The organism is Moorena sp. SIO3I6 (assembly GCF_010672095.1).
This window is the reverse complement of sequence record NZ_JAAHHU010001016.1, coordinates 1-1,788: the sequence shown is the minus strand read 5'-3', so window position 1 is coordinate 1,788 and position 1,788 is coordinate 1. Positions and strand designations below refer to the sequence as shown.

General features: G+C 46.7%; 1 protein-coding gene. It reads left to right on the top strand.

All coding sequences use genetic code 11. The annotated features are described in order from the left end of the window. The coding region (locus tag F6K49_RS45570) for a tetratricopeptide repeat protein (RefSeq protein WP_293108847.1) at positions 1 to 1,291 on the top strand (1,291 nt) is incomplete at its 5' end. Between the last annotated feature and the right edge of the window lie 497 nt (positions 1,292 to 1,788).

The window sequence follows — 1,788 nt, the reverse complement described above, 5'->3', positions numbered from 1 at the left end:
AACTGGCGCTACTTTAATGTTGGGAATTGCGTCATCTATACAACCGCTGCTCCCGAAACCCCGACGATTCAGACTAAAACCGTACCAAGTGTTACTGTACACCGGGGTGATTGGATTGGGGTTTGCGGCAACGGTTTTTATGGTGAATGAATTCAGGGGAGCTAATGCTACGGATTGGTATAACCGGGGGGAAACCTTTTTAGAATTGAAGCGCTATGAACAGGCTCTCGATGCTTATAATCGAGCTGTAGAAATCCGAGGGGAATATGCTCCAGCTTGGCAAGGTCAAGGTAAGACCTTGTTTGCACTGAAGTACTATGAAGAAGCTCTAAATGCTTACGACCAAGCCATTCAAATTGAGCCGGATTATAGTGCAGCTTGGAAGGGTAGGGGTAAAACCTTGGAGCAGTTGGAGCGTTATGACGCAGCAATTAAGGCGTTTAATAGCGCCCTGGAACTCCAGCCCAATGACTTGGATGCTTGGATTAGTCTTGGTAATGTCCAGGTTAAGTCCAAGAATTATTTTGATGCGATCGCATCCTTTGACAAAGCCCTGAAACTCAAACCCGATTCTTACCAAGCTTGGTATCGACGGGGCTGGGCATTACATAATTTGCGCCGATATAAAGCAGCGGTAGACTCCTACGACCGAGCCTTAGACTACAAACCGAATTCCTCTCAAGCCTGGTATCAGCGGGGTAATGACTTGAGCAATTTGCGAAAGTATAAAGATGCAGCCAAGTCTTATCAGCAAGCGGTTCAATTCCAGCCCAACTTCTACCAAGCTTGGTATAGCTGGGGCAATACCTTAAATCAATTGGGGAAATACCAAGAAGCCTTAGGGTCCTTTGATCAAGCCGTTAAACTCCAGCCTAATTCCTATCAAGCCTGGTACAGTCGCGGTTGGACACTCCATCAAGTCCAGCGATATGAAGATGCCCTGGAAGCTTACTACAAAGCCATTAAACTACAATCCAAGCCTTACCAAGCTTGGTACAGTCGAGGCAATACCTTCTATAAATTGGAACGCTATAAGGATGCGATCGCATCTTACCAACAAGCAGTTAACTATAAACCTGACTACAGCCAAGCCTGGTATAGCCTAGGCAATGCATTAGTTAAACGCAACCAGTATAAAAAAGCGATCGCTGCTTATGATAAAGCAGTGCGCTACCAGCCAAACTACCGAGACGCTATCAAAGCACGGGAGCGGGCAAATCGGGCATTGGAAGCAGAGATTAGGGAACAGGAAACAGGGAATAGGGAACAGGAAACAGGGAATAGGGAATAGGGAAAGAGAGGGAGGTGTGGGGAGTGTGGGAGGTGTGGGAGGTGTGGGAAGTTCAGTAGGAATAGTGCAAGTAGGGTGGGCAGTGCTTCACAGAGATTCATTTGCTTGGCCATAGTCTTGCTAGGCACTGCCCACCAGAGGATTAATCTTAACTAGTTGAAGTAGGGTGGGCAGTGGATCAGACAGATTCATTTGCTTGGCCATAGTCTTGCTAGGCACTGCCCACCAGAGGATTAATCTTAACTAGTTGAAGTAGGGTGGGCAGTGCTTCACAGAGATTCATTTCCTTGGCCATAGTCTTGCTAGGCACTGCCCACCAGCTGATGGGTGCATGTCAGTTTTGTTAATCCCTGATTCAGATCCCCCGTTTCCCTTAATAAGGGGGACTTTTCAATCTAATTCCCCCCTTTTTTAAGGGGGGTTAGGGGGGATCTATGTACCTAATTACAAATTTGACATGCTCCCCTAGCTGTTCCCTTTGCTATTACATATTAAGT